Here is a 26,721-nt window from a genome sequence, read left to right on the forward strand (position 1 = left end):
GACGCAGGTAGGCGCCGGGCGCCGGGCCGGCCGGCCGCGGGCCGGCCTCCGGGCGCGTCAGGACCGCCATCGCGGCCTCCTCTCCCGCATGGCCAGCACCTGGACGATCGAGACGATGCCCAGGAAGACCGCGAGCAGGTAGGACATCGCCGCAGCGCTGCCCATCCGGAACGACTCCAAGCCCTCGGTCAGCATCACGATGAGCGCCGTCCGGGTGGAGTCGCCCGGCCCGCCGTTCGTCACCAGCAGCGCCTGACCGAACATGTTCGCCGAGGCCAGGATCGTGATCGTGACGACGAACAGGTGCACCGTCCGCAGCCCGGGCAGCGTCACGTGCCGGAACACCTGCCAGGCCGACGCGCCGTCGACCTTGGCCGCGTCGTACAGCTCGCCCGGGATGTCCTGCAGGCCGGCCAGGTAGATGATCGTGTTGAAGCCGAGCGTCCACCACACCGTCATCGCGACCAGGCTGATCCACGCCCACGGCTGGGCGGTGATCCACGGCGTCGACGTGCCGAGCAGCCCGTTCACGATGCCGATGTTCGGGTCGAGGATGAACCGGAACAGCAGGCCGACCACGGCGACGCCCAGCACGTACGGCATGAAGAAGACCGCGCGGAAGAACGTCCGGCCGGGGAACCTCCGGTTCAGCAGCACCGCCAGCCCGAGCGGGATCGCGACCAGGAACGGCACGCTGGCGACGGTGAAGATCGCCGTCGCGCGCATGCCGTGCCAGAACGCCTCGAACACGGCGGACGTCGAGTCGAACAGCGCGGTGTAGTTGTCCAGCCCGACGAACGGGCGGCTCGGCAGCAGGAAGTCCCAGTCGTGCAGGCTCATCCAGATCCCCAGCACCGCCGGGGCCAGGACGAACGTCGCGAAGATGACCAGGAACGGCGCCATGAACGCGTACGGCGTCCACGGCGCGTGCCGGCGGATGCGGGTGGGGGAGGACCGGGCGCCGGGCCCGCGCGCGGCGGCGCCGCGCGCGGGTGCGCTGGTCGTGGGGGATGCCACGGGACTACCCGTCGTACCGTTCGCGGTTCTCTTCCAGCTTCTTCGTGGCCCGGTCGGCCGCCTCGGAGAGCGCCGCCGCCGGCTCCTTCGTCAGCAGGACGGCCTCGTTCAGCGCCTGGTTGAAGTCCGCGAACACGTCGCCGATGCCCGGAACGGCGGGCGGGAAATGCAGGTAGTCGACCTGCTGCGCCAGCGCGGCCTGCTCCGGCAGCGCCTCGAACTCGGCGGACTCGCGCACGGAGTTGCGGGCCGGCACCTGGCCGCCCTCGGCCCACGCGATGGACTGCTGGCTGACCCAGTTGATGAACACCCGCGACGCCGCCAGCTTGTCCTCGTTGGGCGTGCGCTGGCGCATGATGACGAAGTTGTGCGAGCCGGCCCAGGCCGCGTCGGTGCCGCCGATGTTCGGCAGCGGCGCCACGCCCCACTGCAGGTCCGGCACCTCCTTGAGGGTGTTGATGTGCCAGATGCCGTTCCAGTTGAACGCCGTCTGGCCGTTCTGCAGCGCGATCGCGTCGGCGTCCTGGCCGACGTCCTTGGCGCTCCAGCCGTTGTTGACGGCGTCGACCATCCAGGTCAGGGCCTGCACGCCCGGGTCCTCCGCCCAGGTGACCTCCGTGCCGTCGGCGTTGAACAGGTCGCCGCCGAACTGCCAGATCAGCGACTGCAGCGTCAGCCCGCCGGTGAACGGGTGCGGCGACATCCAGTGTCCCTGGATCCCGGCCGACGCCAGCGCCTCCAGCGCCGCCTCGTAGGAGGTGCGGTCCATCGGCGGGTTCTCCGGGTCCAGCCCGGCCGACTCCAGGACCGTCTTGTTGTAGTAGTACCCGAGCGGGTGCACGTCCAGCGGGATGCCGAAGCGCTGGCCGTCGAACTCGCCGGCCGTCCAGACGGCCTCGGCGAAGTCACCGGCCTCCAGTTCCAGGGCCGAGGCGACGTCGTCGAGCGGGACGATGACGTTGCGGGCGGCGTTCGTGGACAGCGAGTCGATGTGCATGATGCCGACGTCCGGGCCGTTGCCGGACTGCACCGCCGTCGGGACTTTCTGGTAGTAGTCGGCCCACTCCGACACCGTCATCGTCACCGCGATGTTCGGGTGCTCGGAGTTGAACGTGTCGACCAGCTCCTGCATGAACGGGCCGTCACCGCCGGTGAAGCCGTTCCAGAACGCCAGCTCGACGTTGGGGCCGTCGTAGCCGCTGGCACCGCCGTCGCCCTCGGCCGGTTCGGCGCCGGGGGACTCCGAGCCGCCGCCGCAGGCACTGAGCGCGACGCCGGCGCCGATCATGCCGGTCGCGGTGAGGAAGCGTCGTCGGGTGAGCGCGTTCATTCGTGTGGTCACAGCTGCTCCTTCGCAGACGTGCCGGGTCAGTGGCCCAGGCGGATGAGGTGCCAGGACGACGGCGGCAGGATCGCGGTGAGCGTCTGGTCGCCGTCGATGACGGTGCCGGCGACCGGACGCGGGACGACCCGGTCCGGGTGCTCGGCGGAGTTCGTGGCCGACGGGTCGTCGTCGGCGAGCGTCAGGTGCTCCAGCAGCCGCCGCTCACCGAACGCGCGCAGCGGGACGGTGAGCCGGGCCGGCTCCGTGCGGTTCCGGTTCGTGGCCAGCAGAGTGAGCGCGCCGGTCTCCGGGTCCTGGACCGCGGTCACCCGGGTGGCGGGGACGTCGCCGTAGCGCTGCGTCGGGAGCTGCGCCGTCCGCACCGCCGTGCGCAGCACCGTCCCGCGGGCGTGCCGGGCGGTCAGCGCGAACGGGTGGAAGATGGTCTGCCGCCAGGCCGCGCCTCCGGGTCGCGTGAGGATCGGCGCGATCACGTTCACCAGCTGTGCCTGGCAGGCGATCGCGACCCGGTCGCTGTGGTCCAGCAGCGCCATCAGCAGGTCGCCGACCACGACCGCGTCCGTGACGTCGTACACGTCCTCGATCAGGGCGCCGTTCTCGGTCTGCTCGAGGGTGTCCTGCCCGGCGAACCGGTGCTGGTACCAGACGTTCCACTCGTCGAACGAGACGGTCAGCCGTTTGCTGCTGCGCCGGACCGCGCCGACGTGGTCCGCGGTGGCGGTGATCGCCGTGATCATCCGGCGCATGTCCTCCGAGGACGCCAGGAAGCTGTCGACGTCGCCGCCGGCCGGTTCGTAGTAGGCGTGCAGCGAGATGTGGTCGACCAGGTCGTAGGTGTGCTCCAGGACGGTGCGTTCCCAGCTGCCGAACGTCGGCATGCCGCTGTTGGAGCTGCCGCAGGCGACGAGTTCCAGGTTCGGGTCCGCCCGGCGCATCGCGCGCGCCGTCTCCGCGGCCAGTCGCCCGTACTCGTCGGCCGTCTTGTGCCCGATCTGCCACGGGCCGTCCAGCTCGTTGCCCAGGCACCACGTGCCGACGGCGTGCGGGTCCTTGTGCCCGTTCGCGACCCGGCGGTCGGCGGTGCTGGTGCTGCCGGGCGCGAAGTTGGTGTATTCGAGCAGGTCGACGGCGGCGTCGACGCCGCGGGTGCCCAGGTTCACCGCCATGATCGGGTCGACGCCGACACCGCGGGCCCACCGGCAGAACTCGTCCGTCCCGACGGTGTTCGGCTCGAGCGACCGCCAGGCCAGGTCGAGGCGGCGCGGGCGGTCCGCCACCGGCCCGACCCCGTCCTCCCAGCGGTAGCCGGAGACGAAGTTGCCGCCCGGGTAGCGGACGGTCGTGACGCCCAGCTCCCGCACCAGGTCGGCGACGTCCTGCCGGAACCCGTGCTCGTCGGCGGTCGGGTGGTCGGGCTCGAAGATGCCGCCGTAGACGCACCGTCCCATGTGCTCGACGAACGACCCGTACAACCTCGGGTCGACGGCGCCCACGGTGAATGCCGGATCCAGTCCGACCTCGACGTCGTACAAGAGTGCCTCCCGTGCCTTCCGCAGCGACTCGGTGGTGCGAGAAATCCTGGCATTGCCGTTTACAACGGATAACCTTGCGGACAGTTTTACAACGGATAACCTGGGTTTGGGAAGAGAGGGTGGCGAGTTGGTCCGGTCCGGTCTCCGGGCCGGAAAAGCGGTCGGCCGGGGACCGGGCGATCCCTAGACTCGGTCAGACACACGGTCAGATCGTCCTGGGCAGGCGAGAGGGGCAGGCAGGTGGGCACGCGGCTGAAGGACGTGGCGGACCTCGCCGGCGTGTCGTTCAAGACCGTCTCCAACGTCATCAACAACCACCCGAACGTCACCGAGAAGACCCGCCAGAAGGTGCTCGCCGCCATCGCCGAGCTGCGCTACCGGCCGAACGTGTCGGCGCGCAGCCTGCGGCACGGACGGTCGGGGTTCCTCGCCATCGCGCTGCCGGAGCTGACGTCGCCGTACTTCGCGGCGCTGGCGTCCGAGCTGGGCGCCGTCGCGAAGCGGCAGAGCCTGACGGTGCTGATCGAGGAGACGTTCGGTGAGGCCGAGCGCGAGCGCATCGCCCTGGACTCCCTCGACACCCAGCTGATCGACGGCGTCGTGTTCAGCCCGATGGCGATGACGTCCGCCGACGTCGCGGCGCATCCGGGGTCGACGCCGATGGTGCTGCTGGGCGAGCGGGGGCATCCGGCCGGCTTCGACCACATCGCCATCGACAACGTCCGGGCGGCCCGCGAGGTCACCACGCACCTCGTCGGGCTGGGGCGGCGGCACATCGCGGCCGTCGGCGCGCAGCGGGCCGGCACCGGTGGGCTGCGCGCCCGCGGCTACCGCGCCGCCCTGCGCGACGCCGATCTGCCGGTCGACGGCCGCCTGGTCGTCTCCGACCTCGACTTCAGCCGCGCCAGCGGCGCCCAGGCGATGGCCGGCCTGCTCGACAGCGGCCGCCCCGTCGACGCCGTGTTCTGCTTCAACGACCTCATGGCGCTCGGCGCGCTGCGGGTGCTGCACGAGCGCGGCCTGCGGGTGCCGGACGACGTCGCGGTGGCGGGCTTCGACGACGTCGAGGACGGCCGCTACTCGACGCCGTCGCTGACGACGGTCTCGCCGGACGTGCCGTTCCTCGCCGCCGAGGCGATCCGCCTGATCGTCCGGCGGCTGGCCGACCCCGAGGCGAAGGCCGAGCGCATCGACGTCCCGTTCACGCTCGAGATCCGCGAGAGCACGGCCGGCCTCGCCCCATGATGTAGGCGGCCTCGATCTGCAGCTGAACCCCCGCTGGGTCGGCTCGCAGCCGGGCCGGCGACACCGGGAGTACCACCCAGCCGAGTGCGGCCAGCCGGGCCCGACGGTGCTCGGTCCGCTCCGGCGCGTCGCCGAACCCGTGGAACGAGCGCGAGTCGACCTCGACAACCAGCCGCTGCTCGTCCCAGCATGCATCCGGGACGATCCCGCGAACACCGGGCAGCGGCCGGTTCCAGTGCGGCTCGGGCAGGATCCGGCTGTGGCGTACCACGTCGCGCAGCTCGCACTCCGGCGCCGACCGGCAGCCCGCCTCGATGTCCGCCAGCGCCACGCGGATCAGCGCCGATCCTCGCCGTCTCGCTGCCCGCGCCTCGACCCGCAGCTCGGCCAGGCTGGACTTGCGGCGCTGCACGACCTCGCACATCAGCGCGCGGACGTTGCGTAGTCCCGCGCCCCGGTGTGCCGGCGTCCACTCGGAGGGCTGCAGCGTCCCGAGCACGACGGCATCGATGACGGCGCGCGCGGCGGGCACCGTCGGGATCACACCGGGCCGGGCCGTGGGCGCGATGCTGTCGAGCACCAGGTCGGGTGGAACCGGCAGCGCGCCCGCCGTCTCGTCGCGATTGATCCAGAACTGCATCTGAGGGAGTCGTGATGTCTGATGAACCCGGACGAAGCCCGTGTCCGAGCGGTCCATTTTGCGTGCGACCAGCATGTCCACGACAGCTCCGGTGGGTGGGCCGTACTTCAGTCCGGACATCCAGCATGCCCAGGCCCCAGTGACCAGCGCGCCGTCGCCGACCCGCAAGCAGGCCGCTCGCAGTCGGTGTAGCGGTGCCAGCGGACCGGTGAACGTCGCGTAGACACCACGGACCACCCGCTGCCACGGTCCACCGCGCCGCAGCGCGTGCTCGATCGCCGACGGCGTCAGCCCGGCCGCGAGCGCTTGGCCTCGGGTGATGAGCCCGTCCTGTAGCCGGGCCAGGTTCTCGGCACGCATCTGAGCCATGCCGAACAGCCTGCGTCGACGACGTGCGGGATGCCAGGCCCGCTGAAGGATCTGTGGACAACCGACCCGTCGTCCAAGTCGTCGGGAAGGAGTTTTGCCCGCCAGAGCGAGGAGAACTCCCTCCCGACTGGGGCGACAGCGTCAGCGCACGCGCCAGGCCGCCTCGACCAGCGCCGTCAACGCCGGCTCGACCTCCTCGTAGGCGCGCGTCTTCAGGCCGCAGTCCGGGTTCACCCAGAGCCGGTCGCCGGGGATGTCGGCCAGCGCCCGCCGCAGCAGCGCCTCGACCTCGTCGGCGTCGGGCACCCGCCGCGAGTGGATGTCGTACACGCCGGGGCCGATGCCGCGCCCGAACCCGGACGCCGCGACGTCCGGCACGATCTCCATCCGCGACCGCGCCGCCTCGATGCTGGTGACGTCCGCGTCCAGCCCGTCGATCGCGGCCACGACGTCGCCGAACTCGGAGTAGCAGAGGTGCGTGTGCACCTGCGTCGCGTCGGCCACGCCGGACGTCGCGAGGCGGAACGCCGTCACCGACCAGTCGAGATAGTCCGGCCGCGCAACGGCCCGCAACGGCAGCAGCTCGCGCAGCGCCGGCTCGTCCACCTGCACGATCCCGACGCCGGCCGCCTCCAGCTCGCCGACCTCGTCGCGCAGCGCCAGCGCGACCTGCCGGGCGGTGTCGCCCAGCGGCTGGTCGTCGCGGACGAACGACCACGCGAGGATCGTGACCGGCCCGGTCAGCATGCCCTTCACCGGCCGCTCGGTGAGCGACTGCGCGTAGGTGGCCCACTCGACAGTGATCGGCGCGGGCCGTGACACGTCGCCGTAGAGGATCGGCGGGCGGACGCAGCGCGATCCGTACGACTGCACCCAGCCGTGCTCGGTCGTGACGAACCCGGCGAGGTTCTCGGCGAAGTACTGCACCATGTCGTTGCGCTCCGGCTCGCCGTGCACGAGGACGTCGAGACCGAGCCGTTCCTGCAGCCGGATGACCCGCTCGATCTCGGCCCGCATCCTGGCGACGTACTCGGTGCGGTCCAGCCGCCCGGCGCGGTACGCGGCCCGCGCCCGCCTGATGTCGCCGGTCTGCGGGAACGACCCGATGGTCGTCGTCGGCAGCGGCGGCAGGCCGAGCCGGTCGCGCTGGGCGGCGGCCCGGCCGGCGTACGGCGCGCGCCGGGCGTCGGCCGCGGTGAGCCCGGCCAGCCGCGTCCGCACACCGTCGTCGACGACGCGCGGGGCGGCGGCACGATCGGCCAGCGCGGCCCGGGCGGCGGCGAACTCCGCCGAGCGGTCCTCGCCGCGCAGCGCGGCCGCGAGCGTCACGACCTCGGCGACCTTCTGGTCGGCGAACGCCAGCCACGACCGCAGCTGCGGGTCCAGCGCGGTCTCGGCGTCGAGGTCGTACGGGACGTGCAGCAGCGAGCAGGACGTCCCGACGGCGACGGAGCCGGCCCGCGCCTGGACGGCGCGCAGAGTGGCCAGCGCCGCGTCGAGGTCGGTGCGCCAGACGTTGCGGCCGTCGACCACCCCCGCGACGACGGTCTTGGTGTCCAGGCCGGGGGTGCCGGCAGCGGGCAGGTCACCCGCGACCAGGTCCAGCCCGATCGCCTCCACCGGCGACGACGCCAGCACCGGCAGCGCGTCGCCGAGCGAGCCGAAGTACGACGACACCAGGATCGCCGGCCGATCCGCCAGCTCACCCAGCCGCGAGTACACCCGGCGCAGCGCATCCAGCTCCGCGTCAGTCCGGTCCGCGACGTAGGCCGGCTCGTCCAGCTGCACCCACGCGACCCCCTCGTCGGCCAGCGTCGCCAGCAGCAGCGCGTAGACGGTGACGAGGTCGTCCAGCCGGTCCAGTGGCGCGAAGCCGCCGGGCGCGCCGTCCGCCGGCTTGGACAGCAGCAGCAGGCTGGCCGGCCCGAGCAGCACCGGCCGGGTCTCGACGCCCAGCGCCAGCGCCTCCCGGTACTCGCCCACCGGCTTGGCCGGGTCGAGGTGGAAGCGCGTCGCCGGGCCGATCTCCGGGACGAGGTAGTGGTAGTTGGTGTCGAACCACTTGGTCAGCTCCAGCGGCGCCACGCCGCCGGTGCCGCGGGCCATCGCGAAGTACGTGCCCAGGCCGTCCAGCCCGAGCGACGCGAACCGCGGCGGCACCGCGCCGGCCAGCACGACGGCGTCGAGGACCTGGTCGTACAGCGAGAACGTGTTCGACGGGACGGCGTCCAGGCCCAGCGCGGCGAGCCGGCGCCAGGTCCGCTCGCGCTCGGCGCGCGCCGTGGCGTCGAGGTCGTCGCGGCCGGATTCGCCGGACCAGTACGCCTCCAGGGCGCGCTTGAGCTCGCGGTCCGGGCCGATGCGCGGGTAGCCGGGCACGGTCGCGGTCAGGGCAGGGGTGGGACGGGTCATGAGAGTGGTGTCTCCTCGGGAGCGCGGACAGGCGTTCGCCGGGGGCCGGCCACCCGGTCGACGTCAACCGCGCCAGGGGCCTCTTGCGTCGGCCGGATCGCACCCATCAGGTGCCCGCCGGCCGAACCACCAGTGCCAGCGATCTTAGGAGCCAGGCACGCGACCGCAAGGCGACGTCCCGTCATACGGACGATCGTGTCTCATCATTCGGGAATTCGCCGGTCCGAGTCCTGCGGCGCCGGCCGCGTCGGCGCCGGAGCAATCTCGTCCCGGGAGATGCGCCAGGGCTCGCGATCACGCTGCGGGCCAACGCCAGGCGGCGGCCGGATGAACGGCCCGCCCGCATCCTTGCGCCAGGTGCGACTATGTCGCATCATGCAGTGAGCAAGAAAGTCGCTGCCTGTCGTCGCAGGTCAGTTGCAGAATCACGCCCCGTCCCGGTCGCGAGGAGGACACCCATGCACGTCCCCGACGGGTTCCTGAACGCTCCCACGTCGGTCGCGACCGGCGCCGTCGCGGCGGCGGGTGTCGCGGTGGCGTTGCGCAAGGCGCAGGGCGAGCTGGACGAGCGGGCGGCGCCGCTGGCGGGCCTCACCGCGGCGTTCGTGTTCGCCGTGCAGATGCTGAACTTCCCGGTCGGCGTCGGCACCAGCGGCCACCTGATGGGCGGGGCGCTCGCGGCCGTGCTGGTCGGCCCGTGGACGGCGGTGCTGTGCCTGTCGGTGGTGCTGCTCGTGCAGGCACTGTTGTTCGCCGACGGCGGGCTGACGGCGCTAGGCACGAACATCTCGCTCATCGGCATCACCACGGTGGTCGTCGGCTGGGTGGTGACGCGCGCGGTGCTGGCGGTGCTGCCGAAACGGCCGGCGTCGGTGGTGCCGGCCTCGGCGGCCGGCGCGCTGCTGTCGGTGCCGGTGGCGGCCCTGGTCTTCGTGCTGCTGTTCGCCGTCGGCGGCGAGGCGTCGCTGTCGCTGGGCGCGCTGACGGTGAGCATGCTCGGCTGGCACACGCTGATCGGCATCGGCGAGGCGGTCATCACCGGCCTGACGGTGAGCGCCGTCGTCGCCGTCCGGCCGGACCTCGTGTACGCGGCGCGCGGGCTGCGCGCGCCGCTGCAACTGAGGAACGCCGACGGGACGCTGGTGCCGGTCGCGGCGGGTGGGCCGGAGCCGGTGGCCGCGCGGGGGAGCGTGCGGCCGTTGCTCATCGGTGGCGGCGTGGTCGCGCTGGCGCTGGCCGGCGTCGTCAGCTTCTTCGCCAGCGCCCATCCGGACGGCCTGGAGTACGTCGCCGAGGACGAGGGCTTCCTCGCGACCGCCCGCGACCACGCGTTCGGCGGCTCCGCGCTGGCCGACTACGGCGAGGTCGGCGGCATCCCGGTCGGTGTGGCCGGGGTCCTCGGCGTCGCGGTGGTCGTGGTCCTCGGCGTGGTGTTGTTCCGGCTGGTCGGCCGCCGGTCGCCGGCAGCTGCGAAGCGGGCGGACGCCGTCCGGTGAGCGGTGGCCACGGGCTCGCGCTGTACCGGCCGGGCGACTCGCCGGCGCACCGGCTGCCGGCGCACGTGAAGATACTGGCGCTGCTGGCGTTCGTGCTGGTGGTGGTCGCGACGCCGCGGGAGGAGTACGCGGCGTTCGGCGCCTACGCGGTGCTGCTGGCCGGCGTGGCGGCGCTCGCCCGCGTGCCGGCCCGCGTGATCATCACCCGGATGGTGGTAGAGATCCCGTTCGTCGTGTTCGCGCTGCTGCTGCCGATCGTGTCGCAGGGCCCGCGGGTCGACGTGCTGGGGCTGTCGCTGAGCGAGCACGGCCTGCTGACCGGCTGGAACATCCTCGCCAAGGGCACGCTGGGCGTCGTCGCGTCGATCCTGCTGGCGGCGACGACGGATGTGCGGGCGCTGCTGGCCGGGCTGCAGCGGCTGCGCGTACCAGACCGGCTGGTAGAGATCGCGTCGTTCATGATCCGCTACGCCGACGTCGTCACCGGCGACCTCCGCCGCATGCGCATCGCCCGCGAGTCGCGCGGCTTCGAGGCCCGCCACCTCGGTCACGTCCGGGTGGTCGCGCAGGGCGCCGGCGCCCTGTTCGTCCGGTCCTACGAGCGGGGCGAGCGGGTGCACCTGGCGATGCTGGCGCGCGGCTACGGCGGCTCGATGCCGCTGACGTCCACCGCGGGCGCGAGCCGCGCCGACTGGCTGCGCGGTGCCGCGCTCCCACTGGCCGCCGCGGTCGTGGCGCTGACGGCGGTGCTGGCGTGACGGGCGACGCGTCGCTGGAGGTCAGCGGGCTGGCGTTCGCCTACGCCGACGGCCACCAGGCGCTGTTCGGCGTCGACCTCACGATCGGACGGGGCGAGCGGGTCGCGCTGCTCGGGCCCAACGGCGCCGGCAAGACGACGCTGGTGCTGCACCTCAACGGCATCCTGTCCGGCGGCGTCGGCACGGTCCGCGTCGGCGGGCTGGAGGTGCGGCCGGGCGACCGCGACACGCTGCGCGAGGTCCGCCGCCGGGTCGGCATCGTCTTCCAGGACCCCGACGACCAGCTGTTCATGCCGACGGTCCGCGACGACGTCGCCTTCGGCCCGGCCAACCTCGGCCTGCGTGGCGCCGAACTGGACGCTCGCGTCGACGAGGCTCTGGCGCTGGTCGGCATGGGCGACGTCGCCGGCCGGCCGCCGCACCACCTCTCGTTCGGCCAGCGCCGCCGGGTCGCCGTCGCGACGGTGCTGGCGATGCGCCCGGAGATCCTGGTGCTGGACGAGCCCACCAGCAACCTCGACCCCGCCAGCCGGCGCGAGCTGTACGACATCCTCGACGCGCTCGACGTCACCCAGCTGGTGGTCACGCACGACCTGCCGTTCGCGCTGCAGCTGTGCCCGCGCTCGGTCGTGCTGTCCGGCGGGACGGTGGTGGCCGACGGTCCGACCGCGGACGTGCTGGCGGACGAGCCGCTGCTGGCCGCGCACCGGCTGGAGCTGCCGTACGGCTTCGACCCGCGCTCGGTCGCCCCGCCCACCGCCTGACTCGTCCGTGCGTCCGCCGGCGGCCGCCGGGTCCGGCCATGATCATCCAACTTTTGGGGTGTCAGAGCAGCTCAAAAGTCGGATGATCATGGTGGACGTGTGGCCGACCTCCTGGCTGGGCCCTTGTCGTCGCGAACGATCACTGGCATGATTCCCTGCATCCGGATAGCTGGAAATGTTTTCGAAATCTCGAAACTACTTGTCCAGAACGGAGCCATTCATGCCTGCCTTGTCTCGACGGGGATTGCTGCGTCTCGCCGGGGGAACAGCCGCTGGAGGAGCGCTGGCCGCGACCGCGCCAGGGCTGTCGTCGGCCGCCCGGGCCGACACGTTCGAACCGCGGCCGCTGCCGGCGGACGGCCCGGAGCCGGATCTGGCCGCGGCGCTGCGCTGGTGGCCGCCGCAGCGCAACGTCTGGACCCCGATCGGCTGGAAGGGGCACCTGTTCCGGTTCACCTCGGTCTACAACGGCGCGCTGATCTGCGAGCCGAGCTGGGTCATCTCCGCCAAGCCGAACGTGATGCCGTACCAGGGCCGGAACTTCCAGTTCACCGTCGTGATGCCGCAGCGGGTCGGCGGGTTCCGCCCGTTCCCCGACTCCGAGCGCGAGGTCTGGGACGACGACCTCGGCTACCGGAAGCAGGGCTGGCACGAGGATCACGACGCCCCGGTGCTGTGGACCGAGTTCCGCCGCCCGGAGCGCCTGGTCATCCGGCAGTCCGTCTTCGCGCACCTGCCCGGCGCCGGCGAGGTGCAGAGCGCCGTCGAGCCGCTGTACGCGTGGGTGCGCTTCGAGGTGACCCACGTCGACCCGGTCGAGCCGCCGGACGAGTTCGCGTTCCGGCTGTGGCTGAGCAAGGCGTACATGCGGCCGCAGGGCCCGTATGAGCAGGAGAACGGCGTGCCGCTGCGGGCGGTGCCGGCGCTTGCGCCGCTGGACGGCGACCTGACCATGCAGCGGGTGTGGAACCCCGATCTCCGGCCGGTCGACGTGCCGATCATGGACGACGACGGCAACGTGCGGCTGGTGGTCCGCACGGCGGAGGGCGGCCGGATCACGCTGGCGCCGGGCGGTGCGGACGGCGTCTACGACCTCGACCTCAGCCTGCCGGCGCAGGTCGGCAGCCACATCGACCTGCTGGTGCCGCTGCTGCCCGGCGCGCGGGCCGACGTCGAGGAGGAGTTCGCGCTCGGCTGGGACGGCGCGCTGGCCGAGTCCGACGGCTTCTGGGCGCCGGACGCTCAGGGCGCCCGCATCACCACCCCCGACCACCACGTGAACCAGGTGCTGCGGCGTGGCCCGCAGCTGGCCGAGATCGTCGCCGAGAAGAGCCCGGACCTCGGCCTGTTCTCGTTCCTCTCCGGCTCCTACGCCTACGACGTGCTGTGGAGCACGCCGACGTCGATGATCAGCCACATGTTCCTGGACCGGCTCGGCCTGCACGACGTCGTCGAGCAGCACATCGAGATCTACAAGGAGTACCAGGGCACGCGGACGCCGCCCGGCGCCATCTTCGCCGGCGGGAGCTATCCCGGCTACCTCTCGACGCCGCAGGAGCTGCAGGCGATCGACTGGATGAGCGACCACGGCGCGATCCTGGAGATCATCTCGACGCACGCCCTGCTGTCCGGCCGCCAGGAGTTCGTCGACCGGTGGCTGGAGCCCGTGGTCATGGCGTGCGAGTACATCGCCCAGGCCGTCGCGCTCACCGGCCACGACGGCGTGCCCGGCCTGATGCCGCCCGGCCACTCGACCGACGAGGGCGTGGAGACGCAGGGCATGATCAGCCAGTGCTTCACCTACAAGGGCCTGGCCTCCGCGGTCCGGTTGCTGAAGCGCGAGAAGCACCCCCGCGCCGCCGAGTTCGCCGCCCTCGCCGACACCTTCCGGACGACGTACGCCCAGGCCATGCGCGACCTCGGTGACCGCTCGGCGACCTGGACCGACGCCGACGGCGACAGCTGGCCGGTGCTGCGGCCGCAGTTCACCGGCGACGGCGTCTGGGACGACTTCACGATGCTCGACACCGGTGCGCTGATGTCGGTGTGGGCCGGCCTGATGCCCGCGTCGGACCCGCTGATGTCGTCGTTCGTGGAGTTCTTCCGGGTCGGTCCGAACACCGCGCTGTTCGACCCGGTGCATCACAACGCCCTGTACCCGGCGGTGCTCGACCACGAGCAGTCGTCGAGCGAGCCGTGCTACAGCTGGAACGTCTTCCACAGCTGGCAACTCGGCGACCGGCAGCGCTACCTGGAGGGGATGTTCGGGCTGGTCGCCGGCGGCCTGTCGCAGGACACCTACATCTCCAGCGAGCACCGCAACGCCATCTACGGGAACCTGTTCTCCTACCCGATCGTGGTCTGGACGATCCTGCATGCGGTCATCGACGACAGCCTCGAGGACGACATGCTGCACCTGCTCCGGCTGTGCCCGCTGTCCTGGATCTCGGGCGACACGCGGACCCGGTTCGAGCAGGTCGCGACCCAGTACGGCCCGGTCGACCTCGAGTTCGGACTGGAGGACGACGGGCAGACGCTCGACGTCGCGGTGACGGGCCACTGGCACCACGCGCCGCGCCGGACGATCCTGCATGTCCCGCCGCTGCCCGACGTCCGCACCGTCGTCGTCAACGGCCGTCGCTACGCCGCCCGGGAGACCATCGTGATCTAGGAGTCGTAGAGCGCGTCGACGGCCTTGAGCAGGCGCTTCTCCGACACCGGCTGGGCCGTGCCGAGCTCCTGGGCGAACAGGCTGACCCGCAGCTCCTCGATCATCCGGCGGACGGCGTCGTGCTCGGGGGTGGGGCCGTGGCCGGGCGGGAGGGCGGCGAGCGCGGCGTCGTACTCGTCGGTGACCCGGCGGACGGTCTCCAGGTGCTGGTGGTCGCGCTGCGGGCTGGTCGGCAGCTTCTCCAGCCGCCGTTCGATGCCGCGCAGGTAGCGCAGCAGGTCGGGCAGCCGCCGCCGCCCGGTGGACGTGACGAAGCCGGGCGGCATCAGGCGGGCGAGGTGGTCGCGGGCGTCGACCAGGGACGCCGTCAGCGCGAGGCTCGTGGTGCCCTTCAGCGCCGCCGCGACCCGGTGGGCGACCTCGAGCACCTTCTCGACGTCGGCGACCACCTCGAAGACGGTCTCGATGAGGTCGGCGCGGACCCGCTCGCGCAGCGCCGCGAACGCCGTCTCGTCCCACGCCGGGCCGCCGGCCTCGCCGACCAGCCAGTCGACCGAGGCGGCGGCGACGTCGTCGAGCAGGCCGGCGATGGAGCCGTCCGGGTTCTGGCTGAGCAGCAGTTTCGACCGGTTGCCGAGGTGGCGCTGCACGAACGACGTCGGCGACGGCACGGAGAGCAGCAGCAGCCGCCGGTTGCCGGTCCACATCGCGCGGGCCTGGTCGGCCGGCGTCGGCAGCACCTTCAGCGCGACCGTCGCGCCCTCGTCGACCAGCGCCGGGTAGCCGGTGACGACGTGCCCGGAGCGGCGCTGCTCGAACGTGCGGGGCAGCTCGCCGCCCGGCCACGCCGTCAACCCCGTCCGCTCGATGCTGCTGGCCGCGGCCGCCATGGTCTGGCGCAACTGCTGCTTCAGCCGCACCTTCAGCGCGTCGAGGTCCTTGCCCTCGCCGGCCGGCTTGCCCTTCTCGTCCAGCACCCGGAACGTCATGCGCAGGTGGTCGGGCACCTTGCTCAGGTCGAAGTCGTCGGCGGTCACCGGCACGGCCCGCAGCCGGTGCAGCACCCGGGCCAGCGCGGCGGTGAACGGCTGTCCGGACGGTGACGGCGGCAGCTGGGCGAGCGCCTCGCGCGCGGTGTCGGGCGCCGGGACGAACGAGCGGCGCAGCTGCTTCGGCAGCGCCTTGATCAGCGCCGTCACCAGCTCCGGCCGCAGCCCTGGCACCTGCCAGTCGAACCCGTCCGGTTCGACCTGGTTGAGCACCTCGATCGGGACGTGCACCGTGACGCCGTCGGCGCTGGACCCCGGCTCGAACTGGTACGTCAGCCGCAGGCCGAGGTCGTCGGCCGGCCAGCTGTCGGGGTAGTCGGCCTGGGTGACGGCGCCGGCGGCGTCGGTGGTCAGCAGGTCGGTGCTGAACGTGAGGAGGTCGGGACGCTCGTGCTGGGCCTTCTTCCACCAGCTGTCGAAGTGCCGGCCGGAGACGATGTCGGCGGGGATGCGCTGGTCGTAGAACTCGAACAGCGTCTCGTCGTCGACGACGATGTCGCGGCGGCGGGCGCGGTGCTCCAGCTCCTCGACGTCGTCCAGCAGCTCGCGATTCTCGTGGAAGAACCGGTGGTGCGTCGTCCAGTCGCCCTCGACCAGCGCGTGCCGGATGAACAGCTCGCGGCTCAGCTCCGGGTCGACCCGGGAGTACTGCACCTTGCGCCGCGGCACGATGACGACGCCGTACAGCATGACCTTCTCGTAGCCGACGACGGCGCCGGCCTTGCGCTCCCAGTGCGGCTCGCTGTACGTCCGCTTCACCAGGTGCTCGGCCAGCGGCTCGGCCCACGCGGGGTCGATGCGGGCGTTGACGCGGGCCCACAGCCGCGACGTCTCGACCAGCTCGGCGGACATCAGCCAGCGGGGCGGCTTCTTGAACAGCGCCGACCCGGGGAAGACGGCGAACTTCGCGCCGCGGGCGCCCTGGTACTCGTTGCCGGCCTCGTCCTTGACGCCGATGTGCGAGAGCAGGCCGGAGAGCAACGCCTGGTGGATGTTGTCCTCGGACCCGTCGACGGTGTTGAGCGTGACGCCCAGCGGCTTGACCAGCTGGCGCAGCTGCGACTCGAGGTCTTGCCACTCGCGGATGCGCAGGTAGTTGAGGTGTTCGGTGCGGCAGAGCCGGCGGAACGCGCTGGACGAGAGCTCCTGCTGCTGCTCCTTCACGTACCGCCACAAGTTGAGGAGGGCCAGGAAGTCCGACGTCTGGTCGGCGAACCGGGCGTGGAACGCGTCGGCGACCTCGCGCTGGTCGCTCGGCCGTTCGCGCGGGTCCTGGATCGACAGCGCCGCGGCGAGGACGAGCACCTCGCGGGTGGAGCCGTTGCGGCCGGCCTCCAGGATCATCCGGGCCAACCGCGGGTCGATCGGCAGCTGGGAGAGCGACCGTCCGACCGTGGTGAGGCGGTCCTTGTCGTCACGCGCGGTGGGGTCGAGCGCACCCAGCTCGACCAGCAGGTTGACGCCGTCGGCGATGCTGCGGCGGTCGGGCGGGTCGAGGAACGGGAACGCCGCGACGTCGCCCAGCCCGAGCGCCGTCATCTGCAGGATGACCGACGCGAGGTTGGTGCGCAGGATCTCCGGCTCGGTGAACGCCGGCCGCGCCTCGAAGTCCTCCTCGGAGTACAACCGGACGCAGATGCCGTCGGACAGCCGGCCGCAGCGACCGGCCCGCTGCCGCGCCGACGCCTGCGACACCGGCTCGATCGGCAGCCGCTGCACCTTGGTCCGGTTGCTGTAGCGGGAGATGCGCGCCGTGCCGGGGTCGACGACGTAGCGGATGCCGGGCACCGTCAGCGACGTCTCGGCGACGTTCGTGGCCAGCACGATGCGCCGTCCGGTGTGCGGCTGGAACACCCGGTGCTGCTCGGCGGCCGACAACCGGGCGTACAGCGGCAGCACCTCGAGCGTCCCCTGCGGGGCCGACGCGTACCGCTTGCGCAGCGCGTCGGCGGTGTCGCGGATCTCCCGCTCACCGGACAGGAACACCAGCACGTCGCCCGACGGTTCGAGGGCCAGCTCGTCACAGGCGTCGACGATCGCCTGGATCTGGTCGCGCGGCTCGCCCTCCTCCTCCGGCTCCAGCGGGCGGTAGCGGACCTCGACCGGGTACGTCCGGCCGCTGACCTCGATGATCGGCGCGTCATCGAAGTGCTGGGCGAACCGCTCCGGGTCGATCGTCGCCGAGGTGATGATCACCTTCAGGTCGGGCCGCTTCGGCAGCAGCTGCTTGAGGTAGCCGAGGATGAAGTCGATGTTCAGGCTGCGCTCGTGCGCCTCGTCGATGATCAGCGTGTCGTAGCGGCGCAGCATGCGGTCCTGGCCGATCTCGGCCAGCAGGATGCCGTCGGTCATCAGCTTGACCAGCGTGTCGTCGCCGGCCTTCGCGGTGAACCGGACCTGGTAGCCGATGGCGCGGCCCAGCTCGGTGTGCAGCTCCTCGGCGATGCGTTCGGCGACGGTGCGCGCCGCCAGCCGGCGCGGCTGGGTGTGCCCGATGGCGCCGCGGACGCCCCGGCCCAGCTCGAGGCAGATCTTCGGCAGCTGCGTCGTCTTCCCGGACCCGGTCTCGCCTGCGACGATGACGACCTGGTGGTCGCGGATCGCGGCGGCGATCTCGTCGCGGCGCTGGCTGACCGGCAGCTCCTGCGGGTACCGGACGGCGGGGACGGCCGCCTGGCGCCGTGCGACCCGCCGCTCGGCGGCGTCGACCTCGTGCGCGATCTCGGCCAGCGCGGACGTTAGCGCCTCGCCGTCGCGGACCTTGCGCACACCGTCGAGCCGCCGCGCGAGCCGCCGCTCGTCGCGCAGCATCAGCTCGGGCAGCCGGGCACGCAGGTCGGCCAAGGTGGGTGTGGTGGGGGAGGCAGGCATACGCCGTCAAGGGTACGGCGCGGTGGACGCCGGATCACCCGGTTATCCGGCGGCATCCCGAACCCCGCGCGCGGTGACCCTGTCGGGCCGGGCTTCTCGTTGGCTGGCCGGCCGTGCCCGGGTCTGCGACGTTCGTCGGAGACCGCCACGTTGGGGACGGGGGCAGTCTGGGTACACCTCGATGCCCGCGCTCCGGGAATCGAGGACGACCAACGCGGCTGAGAAAATGGGCAGCAGGGGGACGGCCCACTGCCGCAAGACGGCGAACCGCGCGTCCTTTTTACGCGATCCCCACCCCACCGTGTGATCTCACCCAGTGATCACACCCAGTGGCGCGCCGCCACGCGACGCCCGCTCAACACTCGGTTCGAGCGTCGGAGACCCGGCGAAACGGAGGGGCGGGTCATACCTACCACGACGCGCGACCGGCGGACGTCGTCGCGGCGTGGGTGCGGGCGACGCGAGCCCCCGCACCCCCGCGGCGTCAGCTGGTGACCACAGCCGGGTTGTGCACCCCACGCCGGACCGGAGCGCGTCCGGCCGGCTGCTGCGGCTCCGGCTCGCGCGCCGGCGCCGGCGGGATCGCGACGGTGACCGGCGCGCTGACGCGGACCGTGACCGGCTCGCCGTGGTGCAGCAGCTCCAGCCGCGAGCCGTCCTCGTGGTCGCCTTCGCGCAGGTAGTACGTGACCTCGTCGGGCCGGACGCTGACCCGCAGCCGCAGCCCTCGCCACAGCAGCGAGAAGTCCAGCCGGTTGATGCGGCTCGGCAGCCGCGGGGCGAAGGAGAGCACGCCGTCGTGGTCGCGCATGCCGCCGTAGCCGGCGACGAGGCCGAGCCACGCCCCGGCGAGCGACGCCAGGTGGACGCCGTCGCTGGTGTTGGAGTGGCTGTCGTGCAGGTCGGTCAGCGCGGCCTCGCCGAGGTAGTCGTGCGCCAGTTCCAGGTGCCCGGTCTCGGCGGCCATGACGGCCTGGGTGCACGACGACAGCGACGAGTCGCGGACGGTGCGGGCCTCGTAGTAGCTGAAGTTGCGCACCTTCTCGGCCGGCGTGAACGCGTCGCCGCGCCAGTGCATGGCCAGCACGAGGTCGGACTGCTTGATGACCTGACGCCGGTAGAGGTCGAAGTAGGGGTGCGTCAGCAGCAGCGGGTAGTCGTCGGGCTCGGTGTGCTCGAAGTCCCACTCCTGGAACCGGGTGAACCCCTCGGATTGCTGGTGCACGCCCAGCTCGTCGTCGTACGGGATGGCCATGGCGCCGGCGGCGTCGCGCCAGGACGCCGTCTCCTCGTCGTCGACGTCCAGGGCGGCGGCGATGTCGGGGTGACGGAGCACGGCGTCGGCGGCGCCGACGAGGTTCCGTTGCGCCATGAGGTTCGTGTAGACGTTGTCGTTGGAGACGGCCGAGTACTCGTCCGGCCCGGTGACGCCGTCGATGTGGAACGCGCCGTGACGGTCGTGGTGGCCGAGCGAACGCCACAGCCGCGCGGTCTCGACCAGCAGCTCGACCCCGACCTCACGCTCGAACGCCTCGTCGCCGGTGGCCTGGACGTAGCGCATCGTCGCGTCGGCGATGCCGGCGCCGATGTGGAAGCCGGCGGTCCCGGCCGGCCAGTAACCGGACGTCTCGTGGCCGCGGATGGTCCGCCACGGGAACGCCGCGCCCTTCAGGCCGAGCGTGTGGGCCCGCTCCCGGGCGAGGTCGAGCGTCGCGTGCCGCCAGCGCAGCACCTGCGCGGCCGCGTCGGGCTGGGTGTAGATGAGCACCGGGAGCACGAACATCTCGGTGTCCCAGAAGACGTGGCCGTCGTACCCGGGCCCGGTCAGGCCCTTCGCCGGGATCGGCCGCATCTCGTTGCGGGCGCCGGCCTGCAGGACGTGGAACAGCCCGAACCGGACCGCCTGCTGGACCTCGGGATCACCGTCGACGCGGACGTCGGCGGCGTCCCAGAACGCGTCGAGGTACTCGCGCTGCCCCTTGCAGAGCCCTTCCCAGCCGGTCAGCCGCGCCGACGCCAGCGCCGCGCCGACCTGGTCGCGCAGCGCCGGCAGCGACCGGCGGCTGGAGAACCCGTACGCGAGCAGCTTGACGACGCGCAGCTTCTCGCCCGGCTTGAGCACGCACGCGATGGTGGTGCGGGCCCAGTCGGGGAACGCCTCGGTGCTGACGACGGTGCGGTCCGGGCCCTCGACGACGTGCGTCATCGCGGCCGCCATGCGCAGGCCGCTGGCCTTGGTCCGGTGGATCAGCAGGCCGCCGGCGCCGTTGGCGATGTGCTCCTCGGACTCCAGCGGCTCTTCCAGCAACGCCGCGACGCGCGGGTCCTTCTTGGTGACCGGCAGTTCCTCGTTGGCGACCAGCCCGGACTGGATGACGACGCGGGCCTCGTTCTCGACCGGCTCGACCTCGTAGCAGATCGCGGCGACGGCGCGCTGGATGAACGACACCAGCCGGGTCGAGCGGACCCGCACCGCCTGGCCGGCCGGCGACACCCACTCGACGGTGCGGTCCAGCGTCCCGGCGCGCATGTCGAGCACCCGCTCGTGCGCCTGCAGGTCGCCGTAGCGGACGTCGAACGGCTCGTCGTCGACGAGCAGCCGGATCAGCTTGCCGTTGGTGACGTTGACGACCGTCTGGCCCTGTTCCGGGTAGCCGTAGCCGGCCTCGGCGTAGGGCAGCGGGCGCAGCTCGTAGAACGAGTTGAGGTAGCTGCCGGGCAGCCCGTGCGGCTCGCCCTCGTCGAGGTTGGCGCGCAGGCCGATGTGGCCGTTGGACAGCGCGAGCACCGACTCGGACTGCGCCAGCAGGTCGAGGTCCAGTGTGGCCTCGCGGATGCGCCACGGCTCGCAGGGGTAGGCGCCCTCGCGGATCATCGGCCCGCCTCCAGGAGCTCAGCGAGGTCGTCGACGACGATGTCGGCGCCGTGCTCGCGCAGGGCGTCGGCCTGGCCCACGCGGTCGACGCCGACGACGAAGCCGAAGTCGCCCGCGCGGCCCGCCTGGACGCCGGCGAGCGCGTCCTCGAACACGGCGGCCTCGCCGGGCGCGACGCCCAGCCGCTCGGCCGCGGCGAGGAAGGAGTCGGGCTGCGGCTTGCCGCGCAGGCCCTCGGCGCGCGCCGTCAGGCCGTCGACGCGGACCTCGAGAAGGTCGGCGATGCCGGCGGCCGCGACGACCTCGCGGCAGTTCGCGCTGGCCGACACGACGGCCCGGCGCAGCCCGGCCTCGACGGCGGCGTGCAGGTAGGTGACGGAGCCTGGGTACGGGCGCACGCCGACCTCGCGCAGCCGCTCCAGCAGCACGACGTTCTTGCGGTTGCCGACGCCGTTGACGGTGTCGGCGGTGCCGGGGTCGTCGGGCGTCCCCTCGGGCAGCGTGATGCCGCGCGAGGCGAGGAACGAGCGCACGCCGTCGGCGCGCTGTTTGCCGTCGACGTAGACGTTGTAGTCGCCCTCGATGTCGAAGGGGACGAAGGGGTCGTCCGCGCCTTGCGCGCGGTCGCGGAGAAACGCGTCGAACGTCGCCTTCCAGGCGGTTTTGTGCACTTCCGCGGTGGGGGTGAGGACTCCGTCAAGGTCGAACAGACACGCCTTGATGTGGTCCGGCAGGCCAAGCATTGGACGACCTTAAGTCATCATCCGGGGTGGCGGGTGGCGGCGCTGCGAACCCGCGTGCCGCGGCGGTGGGATGGTCAGGCTTCCTGCCCTTCTGAGGCCGCCTCGATGTCCAGTCGCAACGGCGTGACCTGCACGTCGTCGCCGCCCGGCCGGGTGTGCCAGCGGACCACGATGTCCGTGACCCGTCCGTGCATCGGCTGGATCAGGAGGTAGTGCTCGGCGTGTCGCGGGCCGAACTCACGCAGGTGGGTCTCGCCCTCCGTGACGGTGAGGTCGTCGGTGTCGAGACGGACGTCGTAGGCGGACGTGCCGCCGTCGTTGCGCAGCACGTAGCGGTGCTGGCTGAGCCGTTCGAGGCGGAACCGCGGCGCCGAGCGGGTCCGGCGCCGGTACCGGACGATGCGGCCCGTACCGGACGCCGGCTGGCGCGCGTAGACGACCGTCGCAGCCAGCACGAGCACCACGACCAAGGCGATGATGAGCAGAACGGCGACCGTCACATTTCGACTGTAATGCGGCTGTGGGTCAGCGGAACAGGGTCGCGTTCCGCACGGCCCACTCGGCGAACGTCGTGGCCGGCCGGCCGAGCAGCTCGGCGACGGCCCCGGTGGCCTGCTGCGGGTAGTCGACGAGGTCCTTCTCGCCGTCGACGTACCACTCGGCGTGCTCGCCCATCGCGGGGGTGAGCGCGGCGACGGCGTCGTCGCGGCTCAGCTCGACGTACGGGACGTCGCGGCCGAGTGCGCGGCCGATGAGCGCGACCTTCTCGGCGCGGGTCAGTGTCTCGGGGCCGGTGAGGGTGTACGCCTGCCCGACGTGGCCGTCCCGGACCAGCGCGACGGCGGCCACCGCGGCGACGTCGTCCATCGCGATGGCGGCGTTCGCCGACCGCGCGTAGCCGTCGCGGACCTGGCTCGTGGTGCGGATCTGGTCGGCCCAGATGGTGCTGTTCTCCATGAACTCCCCGGGCCACAGGTGCGTCCACGCCAGGCCGGACGCCTCGACGTCGTCGACGATCGAGCCCCACCAGCTCTCCCGTTCGCCGGACAGGCTGACGACGTGCTGGACGCCGGCCTTCTTCGCGCGGGCCAGCACCTCGACGGCGGTCTCGGTGTACGACGTCAGGTACATGCGGTCGACGCCGTCGAAGGCGCCGTCCAGCGTCTCGGGCGCGCCGACGTAGCCGGTCGCGACCTCGACGCCGCCGGGCAGCGTGGCCTTGGCCGGGTTGCGGACGAGGGCGCGCACGTCGGTGGCGCCGAGGGTGAGCAGCTGGTCGACGACGAGGCGGCCGACGCTTCCGGTCGCACCGGTGACGAGGAGGGTCATGCCCACAGCGTACACCGTACGCGTACGTCGTACGCATAGAGTTTCCCGGGGCTACGGTGTGGTGTCGTCCCGTCGCACGCGCCGCAGCGTCTCGGACCACTGCTCGGTGAGGTAGGGCGTGCCCGGTCGTTCGCCGAAGTCCAGCGCCGCGGTCACGGTCATCGTCAGCAGGTCCTCCAGGGATCCCCGCGGACGATGCCCGTCGGCCTCGTAGACCGTCCGCACCAGCTCGATCGCGGCATCGGTTCGCGCGGCGTCGGCCAGGAAGGCGTGGAGGTCGACGAGTGTGCCGAGGCCGACCGTCTTCAACGCCGACACCAGGGCGGACCGGGCCCGCCGGCGCCGGTTCTCGTCCTCCCTGGTGGTGACGTCGAAGCCGTGCCGCTGGAACCACGTTGTCAGCACGTCGCCCCGGCCGCCGTCGAGGTAGGCGCCGATCGAGGACGTGTCCACCGGGACGTCCAGGGCGCCGCGGTCCACCTGCTGCCGGTACTCGCTGTCGGTCGCCGCGCTCGCGTCCCGCAGCGACGAGAACTGCTCGTCGGCCAGCTCGAACAGCGCGCTGAGCCGCGAGAGCCGCCGCTGGATCGGCTCCGGCAGCGCCGCCGACTTGTACGCGACCTTGTGGCTCACCGCCGCCCAAGCGTGCTGCAGCGCCGTCCGCACCTGGATCTCCGCCGTGATCGACGCGAACGGCGCCCACTCCGCCAGCTCGCGCCGCGACGGGCCGAGCCGCACCACGTGGTGGGCCGAGAGGTAGCCGAACTGGTCCGAGGCGAGGTCGATGGCCTTGTCCGACGAGTTCTCCTGGTCGATCTCGAACTCACGGGCGATCAGCTCGCCGATCCGCCCGACGTCCTCCAGGTAGTAGGTGATCACCCGCAGGCCGACCAGATCGGTCATGGTGCCGATCGGGTCGTCGTCGTGGCTCTTGCGGGTGATCTTCTCGACGAAGCTGCCGACCGTCTTCGCGCGCGACTCGATCTGCACCACGTCGATGCCCGCCGAGGTCAGCACGTCGGCGAGCAGGGCCCGGAGGCGGTCCGCGTACTGCTCGTACAGCCCGCGCTGGGCGCTGTACCTGGTGCCCCACTGCTTGGCGGTCAGCTCGGCCATCAGCCCTCACGTCTGCTCGATCACGGCGTCGGTGCGTCTGCGAGGGTACGTCAGCTCCGCGTCACTCGGTGAGGTGGCCACCGAGGTCGGGGACGGCGTGCAGCACGATGCTCGTCGACGTGCGCTCGGCGCCGCCGTGCGCGGTCAGCTCGCACAGCTCGTCGTCGAGGCCGGCCACGTCGCGGCAGGCCAACTGCACCAGGTAGTCGTCGTCGCCGGCCAGCTGCCAGGCCGCCGTCACCGCCGCCCGGCCGCTGAGCCACTTCTCGAAGATCGGCCGCTCGGTCGCCGGCGCCAACCCGACCCGCACCACCGCCTGCACCGGCCGCCCGACGGCGTCGAGGTCGACCTGGGCGCGGAAGCCGGCGATGATGCCGGCCTCCTCCAGCCGCCGGACCCGCACCGACATCGCCGACACGCTCAGCCCGGCCCGCCGCGCGAGGACATGCAGCGGGGAGCGGCCGATCCGCAGCAGCTGGCCGAGGATCACCCGGTCGACGGCGTCCAGCTCACGCGGCATGACGCGCCTTCACCGGCGCCGGGGCCGCGACGAGGACCGGGTCGACCTGGATGCGCGCGACTCCGAGCGGGGCGAGCAGCGCGCGCTCGGCGGCGATGCTGAGCCGGGTCCACGGCTGCGCCCGGCCCATGGCGGCGGCGAGCGCTTCGGCGCTGGTGAAGGCCAGGCCGACGCGGCCGCCGTCCGGGAGCCGGGCGGTGACCACGGCCATGCAGGACGAGGTCGTGCGGACGGGGACGAACAGCGGCTGTGAGTGCTCCATGCCGGCGACGCTAGGTCGCGAAGCCCGGCCGGGACCGGATCTTCACGCGTTCCAGACGCCGTCGGCCGCAATTCTGACGTCCACTTGACGGTCTGAGGGGTTGGATGTGTCCGAGGAGCCTGTCACGATGATCGTTGTGACCCCGACACGCGCCCGTCGGCCGTCCTCCGCTCAGCTCGACCGCGCCCGCTCGGCCGCGCTGGGCGCCCTCGAGGACCCTGCCGCCGTGCAGAACCTCCGGCTCTTCTACGACCGCGACTCCAACTACGCCGGCCGCAGCTTCCTCGCGGTCGGCCCGGTGGAGTACGACTCCATCACCGCCGCCGACCTCTACGCCACGTCGCTGCTGGGCATCAGCGTCGGGCCGCGGGCCGGGCGGCAGCTGCTGCAGGGCGGCCCGCACCGCAACGACGTCCTCAAGGCGTTACGCATGGTGCCGGTCGAGACCGACCTCGCCGACGCCGCCGACGCCGTCCTCGACGCCGCCGAGCACCTGCACCTGCAGCTCAAGAACGCCCTCGGCGGCAACAAGTGGGTGGCGGCGTCGAAGCTGTGCGCCCGCAAGCGGCCCCGCCTGTTCCCCGTCCGCGACTCCCTCGTCACCCGCGGCCTCCTCGGCGTGGGCGAGGACCGCCGCGTCGACTGGCTGGTCTACCAGCACCTCGTCACCGACACCGAGGTGCGGCGGCTGCTCGAGAAGGTCATCGCCGAGTCCGCGGTCCGCGAGTCCGACCTGCTCGACCCGCCGCTGCGCATCCTCGACGTCGTGCTCTGGATGCACGTCAAGACGTCCGCCTAGGCCGGTCCGACGCCCCTGCCCGCAGAGCAGCTCGGTGCCGGCCTTCGCCGCGCGGGCGAAGTCGCGCAGCGCCCGCAGCCCGGCGTCGTCGAAGCCGCCGAGATCCTGACGCAGCCGCTCGTTCAGCGCGCCGATGACCTCGGTCAGCAGGTCGTCTCGCATGCCGCCGCGGTGTGGGTGGGGCTCGCCGTGGTCCTCACGGCGGAGTTCATGGACCTCGTGGACGCCACGATCGTCACGGTCGCGCTGCCGTCGATGGCCGCGGACCTGGGCATGACGTCGGCGCAGGTGCAGTGGACGCTGGCCGGTTACACCCTCGCGATGGGTGCGGGCCTGATCACCGGCGGCCGGGTCGGCGACCTGTACGGACGCCGCCGGGTGTTCCTGGCCGGCGTCGGGGCGGGGACACTCTTCGCCGCGCTGACCGCCCTGGCGCCGAACCCGGGCTGGCTGATGGTCATGCGCATTCTCACCGGCGTGGCGGCGGCGTTCACCGTCCCGCTGGTGATCGGGATGATCCGGGCCAACTTCCCGGACCGGTACCGTCCCGCGGCGCTCGGCGTGTACGGCGCGACGCTGGGCCTGGCCGCGGTCGTCGGCCCGATCCTCGGCGGTGCGCTCGTCGACGGCGACCTCTGGGGGGCTGGGCTGGCGCGCGGTGTTCTGGGTGAACGTGCCGATCGGGGTGGTGGCGCTGCTGGTCGGATGGCGGACGCTGGCTGAGCCGCGCGACCCCGGCTCGGCCTGGCGGGACGTCCCCGGCGCCGTCCTGGCGACGGCGGCGACGGTGCTGCTGCCGCTGATCCAGGGCCCCAAGCTGGACTGGCCCGCGTGGACCGTCGCCTGCCTGGTCGCCGCGCCACTGGTGATCGCGGCGCTGGTGTGGCGGCAGCGCCGGATCCGGGCCC

General features: G+C 72.4%; 20 protein-coding genes. 7 read left to right on the top strand and 13 right to left on the bottom strand.

What is annotated here, in order from left to right; genetic code table 11:
• Positions 1–57: 57 nt before the first annotated feature.
• The 3 genes from ACW62_RS16955 to arfA are packed head-to-tail and all read right to left on the bottom strand — an operon-like array spanning position 58 to position 3,894.
• Positions 58–1,017: a carbohydrate ABC transporter permease gene (locus tag ACW62_RS16955; protein ID WP_205629414.1), complete on the bottom strand. Its 960-nt coding sequence runs from the start codon at positions 1,015–1,017 to the stop codon at positions 58–60.
• A gap of 4 nt (positions 1,018–1,021) precedes the next feature.
• Positions 1,022–2,359 carry an ABC transporter substrate-binding protein gene (locus ACW62_RS16960; protein WP_205629415.1) on the bottom strand — a complete coding sequence of 446 codons (1,338 nt, stop codon included), beginning with the start codon at positions 2,357–2,359 and terminating at the stop codon, positions 1,022–1,024.
• 26 nt (positions 2,360–2,385) lie between these two features.
• On the bottom strand, positions 2,386–3,894 hold the full coding sequence (gene arfA, locus ACW62_RS16965; RefSeq protein WP_053205293.1) for an arabinosylfuranosidase ArfA: 1,509 nt from the start codon (positions 3,892–3,894) through the stop codon (positions 2,386–2,388).
• A 240-nt stretch (positions 3,895–4,134) separates the two neighbouring features.
• Here arfA and ACW62_RS16970 point away from each other — a divergent pair, with 240 nt between their 5' ends.
• Positions 4,135–5,139, top strand: a complete 1,005-nt coding sequence (locus tag ACW62_RS16970; RefSeq protein WP_053205294.1) for a LacI family DNA-binding transcriptional regulator — start codon at positions 4,135–4,137, stop codon at positions 5,137–5,139.
• On the opposite strand, the gene ACW62_RS16975 is transcribed toward ACW62_RS16970, so the two are convergent.
• Positions 5,096–6,148: a type IV toxin-antitoxin system AbiEi family antitoxin domain-containing protein gene (locus ACW62_RS16975; protein WP_157574810.1), complete on the bottom strand. Its 1,053-nt coding sequence runs from the start codon at positions 6,146–6,148 to the stop codon at positions 5,096–5,098. The genes ACW62_RS16970 and ACW62_RS16975 overlap by 44 nt on opposite strands.
• Before the next feature lie 141 nt (positions 6,149–6,289).
• Positions 6,290–8,560: a 5-methyltetrahydropteroyltriglutamate--homocysteine S-methyltransferase gene (gene metE, locus ACW62_RS16980; protein WP_053205296.1), complete on the bottom strand. Its 2,271-nt coding sequence runs from the start codon at positions 8,558–8,560 to the stop codon at positions 6,290–6,292.
• 458 nt (positions 8,561–9,018) lie between these two features.
• Here metE and ACW62_RS16985 point away from each other — a divergent pair, with 458 nt between their 5' ends.
• The 4 genes from ACW62_RS16985 (at position 9,019) to ACW62_RS17000 (ending at position 14,249) form a co-directional block, all read left to right on the top strand.
• Entirely contained in the window at positions 9,019–10,056 is a 1,038-nt protein-coding gene (locus ACW62_RS16985) for an energy-coupling factor ABC transporter permease (protein WP_053205297.1), read from the top strand.
• On the top strand, positions 10,053–10,814 hold the full coding sequence (gene cbiQ / locus ACW62_RS16990; RefSeq protein WP_053205298.1) for a cobalt ECF transporter T component CbiQ: 762 nt from the start codon (positions 10,053–10,055) through the stop codon (positions 10,812–10,814). The genes ACW62_RS16985 and cbiQ overlap by 4 nt, the downstream gene beginning before the upstream one ends.
• Positions 10,811–11,578 carry an energy-coupling factor ABC transporter ATP-binding protein gene (locus ACW62_RS16995; RefSeq protein WP_053205299.1) on the top strand — a complete coding sequence of 256 codons (768 nt, stop codon included), beginning with the start codon at positions 10,811–10,813 and terminating at the stop codon, positions 11,576–11,578. Before cbiQ ends, ACW62_RS16995 begins: the two co-directional genes overlap by 4 nt.
• Positions 11,579–11,798: 220 nt before the next feature.
• Positions 11,799–14,249 carry a hypothetical protein gene (locus ACW62_RS17000; protein ID WP_157574811.1) on the top strand — a complete coding sequence of 817 codons (2,451 nt, stop codon included), beginning with the start codon at positions 11,799–11,801 and terminating at the stop codon, positions 14,247–14,249.
• Here the strand turns inward: ACW62_RS17000 and hrpA are convergent.
• The 8 genes from hrpA to ACW62_RS17040 form a co-directional block, all read right to left on the bottom strand.
• On the bottom strand, positions 14,246–18,169 hold the full coding sequence (gene hrpA / locus ACW62_RS17005) for an ATP-dependent RNA helicase HrpA (RefSeq protein WP_053205301.1): 3,924 nt from the start codon (positions 18,167–18,169) through the stop codon (positions 14,246–14,248). The two genes, ACW62_RS17000 and hrpA, sit on opposite strands and share 4 nt — an antisense overlap.
• 484 nt (positions 18,170–18,653) lie before the next feature.
• The gene (locus tag ACW62_RS17010) at positions 18,654–21,044 is read right to left on the bottom strand and encodes a glycoside hydrolase family 65 protein (protein ID WP_053205302.1); all 2,391 of its coding nucleotides are present in this window, start codon (positions 21,042–21,044) and stop codon (positions 18,654–18,656) included.
• The gene (locus ACW62_RS17015) at positions 21,041–21,787 is read right to left on the bottom strand and encodes a beta-phosphoglucomutase family hydrolase (RefSeq protein ID WP_053205303.1); all 747 of its coding nucleotides are present in this window, start codon (positions 21,785–21,787) and stop codon (positions 21,041–21,043) included. Before ACW62_RS17015 ends, ACW62_RS17010 begins: the two co-directional genes overlap by 4 nt.
• A 74-nt stretch (positions 21,788–21,861) precedes the next feature.
• Positions 21,862–22,287: a hypothetical protein gene (locus ACW62_RS17020; protein ID WP_053205304.1), complete on the bottom strand. Its 426-nt coding sequence runs from the start codon at positions 22,285–22,287 to the stop codon at positions 21,862–21,864.
• Between the two features lie 25 nt (positions 22,288–22,312).
• Positions 22,313–23,116, bottom strand: coding sequence for an NAD(P)H-binding protein (locus ACW62_RS17025; protein ID WP_053205305.1), 804 nt, complete (start codon positions 23,114–23,116; stop codon positions 22,313–22,315).
• A 51-nt stretch (positions 23,117–23,167) separates the two neighbouring features.
• Positions 23,168–24,232, bottom strand: a complete 1,065-nt coding sequence (locus tag ACW62_RS17030) for a GTP pyrophosphokinase (protein WP_053205306.1) — start codon at positions 24,230–24,232, stop codon at positions 23,168–23,170.
• Between the two features lie 61 nt (positions 24,233–24,293).
• A complete protein-coding gene (locus ACW62_RS17035; protein ID WP_053205307.1) occupies positions 24,294–24,752 on the bottom strand; it encodes an Lrp/AsnC family transcriptional regulator in 459 nt (152 codons plus the stop codon).
• Positions 24,742–25,014 carry an SAV_915 family protein gene (locus ACW62_RS17040; RefSeq protein WP_053205308.1) on the bottom strand — a complete coding sequence of 91 codons (273 nt, stop codon included), beginning with the start codon at positions 25,012–25,014 and terminating at the stop codon, positions 24,742–24,744. Before ACW62_RS17040 ends, ACW62_RS17035 begins: the two co-directional genes overlap by 11 nt.
• Before the next feature lie 136 nt (positions 25,015–25,150).
• Between ACW62_RS17040 and ACW62_RS17045 the strand changes: the two genes are divergently transcribed.
• On the top strand, positions 25,151–25,813 hold the full coding sequence (locus ACW62_RS17045) for a DUF6308 family protein (RefSeq protein ID WP_053205309.1): 663 nt from the start codon (positions 25,151–25,153) through the stop codon (positions 25,811–25,813).
• Positions 25,814–25,990: 177 nt separating this feature from the next.
• Complete coding sequence (locus ACW62_RS35290; protein WP_205629416.1) at positions 25,991–26,536, top strand: MFS transporter; 546 nt, start codon at positions 25,991–25,993, stop codon at positions 26,534–26,536.
• Positions 26,537–26,721 lie beyond the last annotated feature (185 nt).

It is taken from the genome of Jiangella muralis, from assembly GCF_001270745.1.
Classification (GTDB): domain Bacteria; phylum Actinomycetota; class Actinomycetes; order Jiangellales; family Jiangellaceae; genus Jiangella; species Jiangella muralis.

Bases quoted from the DNA above. Each gene is read 5' to 3' on its own strand.
- hrpA (WP_053205301.1), bottom strand. From the start codon at position 18,169: ATGCCTGCCTCCCCCACCACACCCACCTTGGCCGACCTGCGTGCCCGG.
- ACW62_RS16985 (WP_053205297.1), top strand. From the start codon at position 9,019: ATGCACGTCCCCGACGGGTTCCTGAACGCTCCCACGTCGGTCGCGACC.
- ACW62_RS17035 (WP_053205307.1), bottom strand. From the start codon at position 24,752: ATGCCGCGTGAGCTGGACGCCGTCGACCGGGTGATCCTCGGCCAGCTG.
- ACW62_RS17030 (WP_053205306.1), bottom strand. From the start codon at position 24,232: ATGGCCGAGCTGACCGCCAAGCAGTGGGGCACCAGGTACAGCGCCCAG.
- ACW62_RS17010 (WP_053205302.1), bottom strand. From the start codon at position 21,044: ATGATCCGCGAGGGCGCCTACCCCTGCGAGCCGTGGCGCATCCGCGAG.
- ACW62_RS17025 (WP_053205305.1), bottom strand. From the start codon at position 23,116: ATGACCCTCCTCGTCACCGGTGCGACCGGAAGCGTCGGCCGCCTCGTC.
- ACW62_RS17000 (WP_157574811.1), top strand. From the start codon at position 11,799: ATGCCTGCCTTGTCTCGACGGGGATTGCTGCGTCTCGCCGGGGGAACA.
- ACW62_RS17040 (WP_053205308.1), bottom strand. From the start codon at position 25,014: ATGGAGCACTCACAGCCGCTGTTCGTCCCCGTCCGCACGACCTCGTCC.
- ACW62_RS16975 (WP_157574810.1), bottom strand. From the start codon at position 6,148: ATGGCTCAGATGCGTGCCGAGAACCTGGCCCGGCTACAGGACGGGCTC.
- ACW62_RS17015 (WP_053205303.1), bottom strand. From the start codon at position 21,787: ATGCTTGGCCTGCCGGACCACATCAAGGCGTGTCTGTTCGACCTTGAC.
- metE (WP_053205296.1), bottom strand. From the start codon at position 8,560: ATGACCCGTCCCACCCCTGCCCTGACCGCGACCGTGCCCGGCTACCCG.